The 6,198-nt window shown below is 47.2% G+C and carries 4 protein-coding genes; 3 read left to right on the top strand and 1 reads right to left on the bottom strand.

Going from position 1 to position 6,198, the window contains the following annotated elements:
- Positions 1-343 precede the first annotated feature (343 nt).
- The 3 genes from J1781_RS00945 to ovoA all read left to right on the top strand — a co-directional run bounded on the left by J1781_RS00945 (position 344) and on the right by ovoA (position 5,584).
- On the top strand, positions 344-1,891 hold the full coding sequence (locus J1781_RS00945; protein ID WP_217233080.1) for a methyl-accepting chemotaxis protein: 1,548 nt from the start codon (positions 344-346) through the stop codon (positions 1,889-1,891).
- Between the two features lie 283 nt (positions 1,892-2,174).
- Positions 2,175-3,299, top strand: a complete 1,125-nt coding sequence (locus tag J1781_RS00940; RefSeq protein WP_217138917.1) for a tyrosine-type recombinase/integrase — start codon at positions 2,175-2,177, stop codon at positions 3,297-3,299.
- 143 nt (positions 3,300-3,442) lie between these two features.
- Entirely contained in the window at positions 3,443-5,584 is a 2,142-nt protein-coding gene (gene ovoA / locus J1781_RS00935; RefSeq protein ID WP_217233079.1) for a 5-histidylcysteine sulfoxide synthase, read from the top strand.
- Between the two features lie 272 nt (positions 5,585-5,856).
- On the opposite strand, the gene J1781_RS00930 is transcribed toward ovoA, so the two are convergent.
- The gene (locus J1781_RS00930) at positions 5,857-6,024 is read right to left on the bottom strand and encodes a YhfL family protein (protein WP_217233078.1); all 168 of its coding nucleotides are present in this window, start codon (positions 6,022-6,024) and stop codon (positions 5,857-5,859) included.
- Positions 6,025-6,198 lie beyond the last annotated feature (174 nt).

Here is a 6,198-nt window from a genome sequence, read left to right as displayed (position 1 = left end):
ATATTCACTCAAATAATGTTTGAGGTGCTTTTTATAAAAATTCTTGTGGAAAACACTTCATTTTCCATTTGAAAATCTCTTGTGCTAATGGTGACAGGGATTCAGTGCGTCACCTCTAATCAGTGCTATATATTATTTAAAATAACTGAAATAAATGATTTTTAAGAAAGCCGCTGATTATTTTGAGATGTTTTGGCGGCAGGAAAAGCCTTTTAAGCACGTCCGGAAATTTCTACTATGATCGATCATCTTGCCAATAATTGCAGATAGGGCGCGGGAAATATTAAACATTTGGGCAGAAATGCCGATAAACAGACTCCTGCTTCGTTTTGAGAATCTCCCGATGTCGCTTAAAAAGTCGTCCTTGCTCGTTCTTATGGTTCTTTTCGCCCTCTTTTTCACCAGTATATTGTCGAATGTTTGGCTGCTCACCCAGAGTAACCATTCACTGGATGATGTGAACAAGGAGATCCGTGTAGTGCTTTCTATTATTGACCCCATTAACCACAGCCGGACCTCACGCGTTCGCGTAATGGAATATATGAAAGAAATTGAAAATGGCGACGGCCAGCAGTCAAACTCTGCTCTGGACGGGGTCACTGAAGTTATCGGTAAAGCCGATGCGGCCTTTCAGGCGTATCTTGACGCACCAAAATTGTCTGGTGAAAGCAGGCTTGCCGAGGAATACCGCAGCACTTACCAAAATTATCGCCAGAATGGTATCCAGCCATTAATTGATGCGGCTAAGGCCGGTGATCAGGTAGCGTTTAAAGCCCACATCCCGGCTGTAGTGAAACTCGATAGTCAGTATGAAATCGTACTGGATAAAGTATTGGCCCTGCATGAACAGTACGCCAAAAATCTTAACAGCGATGCACAAAGTCATTTCAAATTTGGTATCGGGCTGACGATCGGTTTTGGTTTACTATTTCTGATCATCATTATCAGTGTACTGGTATTACTGAAGCGTTTTGTTTTGGTGCCACTACTAAGTTCCCGCGATCACTGCCGTCAGATTGCCGAAGGTCATCTCGATACGCCGGTACCTGTCAAAGCACAATCCCGCAGTGAAATTGAAGAACTTATGCAGTCGATAGAGTATATGCGTCAGTCACTGACCCGGATTATCGGACAGGTCCGTGACACCAGCCATACCGTGGCGCATGCATCCCAGGAAATCTCTGCAGGTAATATTGATCTGGCTTCCCGTACGGAACAACAGGCCGCCGCACTGACACAAACAGCCGCAAGCATGGAAGAACTTGGCGCGACGGTAAAACAAAATACCGAAAATGTCTCCCGTGCAAGCAGTCTGACACGTGAAGCGGTTCAAAATGCACGTGCGGGCGAGAAAGTTGCCCAGGACGTAATTGGTACGATGGGGCGTATTAACAGCAGCTCGAAAAAAATCGAAGATATCACCGGGGTGATCAACAGTATTGCTTTCCAGACGAATATTCTGGCGCTTAATGCCGCAGTTGAAGCAGCGCGTGCGGGTGAGCAGGGCCGCGGATTTGCCGTGGTGGCCAGTGAAGTGCGCAGCCTGGCACAGCGCAGTGCCGTGGCAGCAAAAGAAATCGAAAGCCTGATTTCTGAATCAGTGGTAAATATCCGTGAAGGCTCGGATCAGGTCTCACGTACCGGTGACTCCATCTCTGCGATCATTTCCTCTGTCACTCAGATTAATGTATTGATGGAACATATTTCGACAGCTTCAGATGAGCAAAGCCGTGGCATCAGCCAGATTGAACAGGCGGTGACAGAAATCGATGGCGTGACACAACAAAATGCGGCTCTGGTTCAGGAATCAGCGGCAGCAGCGGCCTCGCTGGAAGAACAGGTTCTTCATCTGACCCGCTCAGTCGCCACATTTAGACTGGCAACGGTGTAGCCCTACCGTTGTAATGACATAAGTGATTAAGATAAAGGCGGTGATTAGCCGCCTGTATTTGACCACACGGGGAGTGCGGACTTTACGCGCCATTTTTGTAGGTTTTATGAACAACGCAGATCTGTATATGTTCACCATAAATCCCTTCACAGACTCATTATTTTTCTTTATTCATCATCTTAATGACTCCAGACTTAATAGGTCTGGAGTCACAAACCTTTTGCCTGCGATCCTCAGACTTGATATAACTCCGGCCTGTGATTTTTAAGGTGATTTAGTGCAGATGAGTAAGATCAAATCCGTGGCTTCAGTTGAAAGAGATTTTGCTGCTGAAAATGTCGGCCAGCATGTTTTGGCTTATCTGCAAAATGTAAAAATGACGCCGCTTGCAAAACTGGATGATTTTGATGAAGAGGGCAATGCGACGGTCAGACAGGTGATTAATGTTTGGATCCGGCTTTCGCTGATCCTGACGCGACGTCGGCCAGAAATTGCGGTTTCATCCCTCATGAAACACGTACTGCCGGTGATCGGTGAGGTACCTTTGAATAAAATCACCCGTTTACGACTGAATCGTTTGTTTAATGTCTTGTTGGCGGACGGGAAAATTTCGGAAGCAAAGCGTGTATTCGCCCTCTGTAAGCAATTTTTTGGCTGGGCTGAAACGCAGGGATATCTGGTTCATTCACCGCTAAGTTCCATGAAACGCCGTGATGTTGGCGGCCGCAATACCCCGCCACGTGAGCGGACGTTAACCGATGCCGAAATCTGGATTTTCTGGCATAGTCTGGATTTATGTGACATTTCTGAACAATGTCGCTGGGCATTGAGGTTTTGCCTGCTGACAGCACGGCGGCCAGATGAAGTGGTGCGTGCCAGGAAAGACGAGTTCCATTTGCAAATTGGTATCTGGCGACAAGGTACGCGCAATAAATCGGCTCGTGACCATAGTCTGCCGCTGACGCCATTAATGATCACCTGCATCAATGCTCTTTTGTCGTCCAGTCCGGAAAGCAGTCCCTGGCTGGTGCCATCGCCGCTTGATACGCAAAAGCCCTTATCACGCGGCGCAGTGACACAGGTGATACGCCGTCTGTTGCGCGCGGAACGTGGCCTGGGAATAGAAGCTTTTACCACCCGCGATTTGCGACGGACGGCGCGTTCCAAATTATCGTCCCTGAATGTCCCGAACGATGTTGCGCGTAAAATCATGAATCATTCACTGGAGGGTATCGACCGTGTTTATGACACGCACGATTATCTGCCACAGATGAAGCAGGCGCTGGAAGCATTTTCTGACAATATTCAGGGCATCATTGACGCACCCGATTACTATAATTTACGGCATAATTTTGAGGGCGAATCACTGCATGTTTGTGAAAGTTCGCTGCTGTTTATGGAGAGATAGCAAGCGTCGGCCCGATTTAAAGGTTATGTTGATAGCTGACGATGAAGAATATAAACCGGTAAGAACCAGGCCGGGATAAGCCAGAGATGTGACCTGCTACAATTGGTATTGACTTGGCAACCCAAGAAGACAGAGGACTAAGAATGCTTTCCAAACAAAACAAGGCTATCGGGCTGCCAGAACCGACGCAGACTATTTTATTGAGCACCGGTACAGCGGAAGAAAAACGGCAGGAAATACGTGAATATTTTCTTCGCACCTGGGAGTTGTACGAGAGCCTGTTTGATTGCCTCGCTGATGAGCGAGCATATTTCAGTAAGGCTATTTCGCTTCGTCATCCGCTGATCTTTTATTTTGGTCATACCGCGACTTTCTATATCAATAAATTGATGGCTGCCGGGCTGATCCCTCAACGTATTGACTCCCATATCGAAGCTATGCTCGCGATCGGCGTAGATGAAATGAGTTGGGATGATCTTGATGATCAAAACTACAACTGGCCATCGGTCGCCAATTTGCGCCAATATCGCGACAAAGTACGGGAAGAAGTGCTCGGTATAATTGACACTATGGCGCTGAGTTTACCCATCGGCTGGGACAGTCCTGCCTGGGTGATCCTGATGGGTATCGAACATGAACGTATTCATCTTGAAACATCCAGCGTACTGATCCGTCAGTTGCCGGTGCAATGGGTTAAGCCTCAACCGCACTGGCCCGTGTGCGAAATCGCCCGCCGTGACCGCTACACTGTACCCGTGAATACAATGCTGGCCGTTAAAGGTGACGTTGTCACTTTGGGTAAGCGTGATGATACCTACGGATGGGATAACGAATACGGCACATCTGAACAGAAGATTCAGGCATTTAGGGCCAGTCGGATGCTGGTCAGTAACGCGGAATTTTATACCTTTGTACAGGCCGGTGGCTATGGCGATGCACAGTGGTGGGACGAAGAAGGGGCAGGCTGGCGAAATTTCACACGGGCGGAAATGCCCACTTTTTGGGTGGGTTCGCCTCTTGAACCGGAGCAACTGAAATTACGTCTGATGACGGAAGAAGTGCCGATGCCGTGGGACTGGCCGGCGGAAGTAAATCAACTCGAAGCCGCGGCATTTTGTCGCTGGAAAGCTGTCCAAACCGGCGAATCAGTTCAGTTACCGAGCGAAGCTGAATGGATGATTCTGCGCAATCAGGTGGAAGGCGATCAGCCCGGGTGGAAAACAGCGCCAGGAAATATTAACCTCGCAGGGTGGGCATCATCCTGTCCGGTGGATCATTTTGCTCAGGGTGATTTTTATGATGTGGTAGGCAATGTCTGGCAATGGTCGTCCACGCCGATCAGTGGTTTTGATGGTTTCCGTGTACACCCTTTATATGATGATTTTTCGACGCCAACATTCGATGGTAAACATTCCATGATCAAAGGCGGAAGCTGGATTTCAACCGGCAATGAGGCGCTGAAATCTTCACGTTATGCTTTCCGTCGTCACTTTTTCCAGCATGCTGGTTTCCGCTATGTCATTTCCAGCCATCAGGAAGTGGTGAAAGTAAATCCGTACGAAACTGACGGACTGGTGGCACAGTACCTTGATTTTCAATATGGTCCGCGTCATTTTGATGTAATGAATTATGCTGAGCAACTGGCTGATATTGCGGTTAAAAATACTGTTAACCATGGCAGGGCGTTAGATATAGGGTGTGCTACGGGTCGTGCGAGTTTCGAACTGGCGCGTTATTTCGACTCTGTGGTCGGGATGGATTATTCAGCACGTTTTATTGATGTCGCTCTGTCACTGGCACGTGGTGAAACCCGTCGGTATGTCATGCCGGAGGAGGGCGAACTGGTGGAATATTGTCAGGCTTCGCTCGCCGATGTGAATTTGTCAGCAGAGCTTACGCAGCGGGTGACTTTTGTACAGGGTGATGCCTGTAACCTGAAGCCACAGACGGAGTTATACGATCTCGTTTTGGCTGCTAATTTGCTTGATCGTTTGCGTGAGCCAGCACGTTTTCTGACCGGTATTACACCGATGATCCGTTCTGGTGGTCTGCTCATGCTTTCTTCACCTTATACCTGGCTTGAAGAGTTCACCCCGAAAGAGCACTGGCTGGGTGGATTCCGCGAAAATGGTGAAGCCGTTACGACCCATCAGGCACTGAAACGTTTACTGGCGAGCGAGTTTGAAGAGGTTCGGACACCAACAGATGTTCCGTTTGTGATCCGTGAAACGGCTAGGAAATTCCAGCATACTGTGGCGGAACTGACGCTATGGCGTAAGCGGTAAGTAGGAATTTCTGCAAACGATTAACGGTCGCTCCGGCGGCCGTTTTTTTTATCTTCTGATTGCGTGTGAAGACGCTTTTTTCTGCCTGAATGCGATAAACACTGAGGTTCAAGTTGTCGTTGTTTAAGTTATTTCAAGCAATTGTATGTTGTAACTAAAATGAATGCCATTGTATTTTAAAATGACAGTAACAAAAGGGGAGTGCCGTTAAAGACCACGAATACCCATGACAGATGCCGGACACGAAGGTCCGGCATGGCAAAACTGAAAACTTATTTCTCTGCAGGGCCACAACCACCGATCATTTTAGAAATTGAAATGGCAGGGTGCAGTAAATAAGTATAATCACAGTTTTTTTCTTTGTTAAAAACGCTACCCGTACAGCCGGAAAGCGTTGCAACCAACGCAGCAAGAAGTGTCAATTTAAATAAATTTTTCATATAAATTCCTTTTTAAAATAGATAATTATGTGTATAAGCCGTCATTTGAAATTCAGGCAAGCGCGAATATACGCTTAACCACCGCAACAGGCAAATAAATACCAGTGATTTTACGTGAGGTAATATTTAATTTTCGATCCTCTCCGAAGCATTCATTATTAATATGTTTATAAA

It is taken from the genome of Rahnella perminowiae, assembly GCF_019049695.1.
Lineage (GTDB): Bacteria > Pseudomonadota > Gammaproteobacteria > Enterobacterales > Enterobacteriaceae > Rahnella > Rahnella perminowiae.
This window is presented reverse-complemented; position numbering and strand designations above follow the sequence as displayed.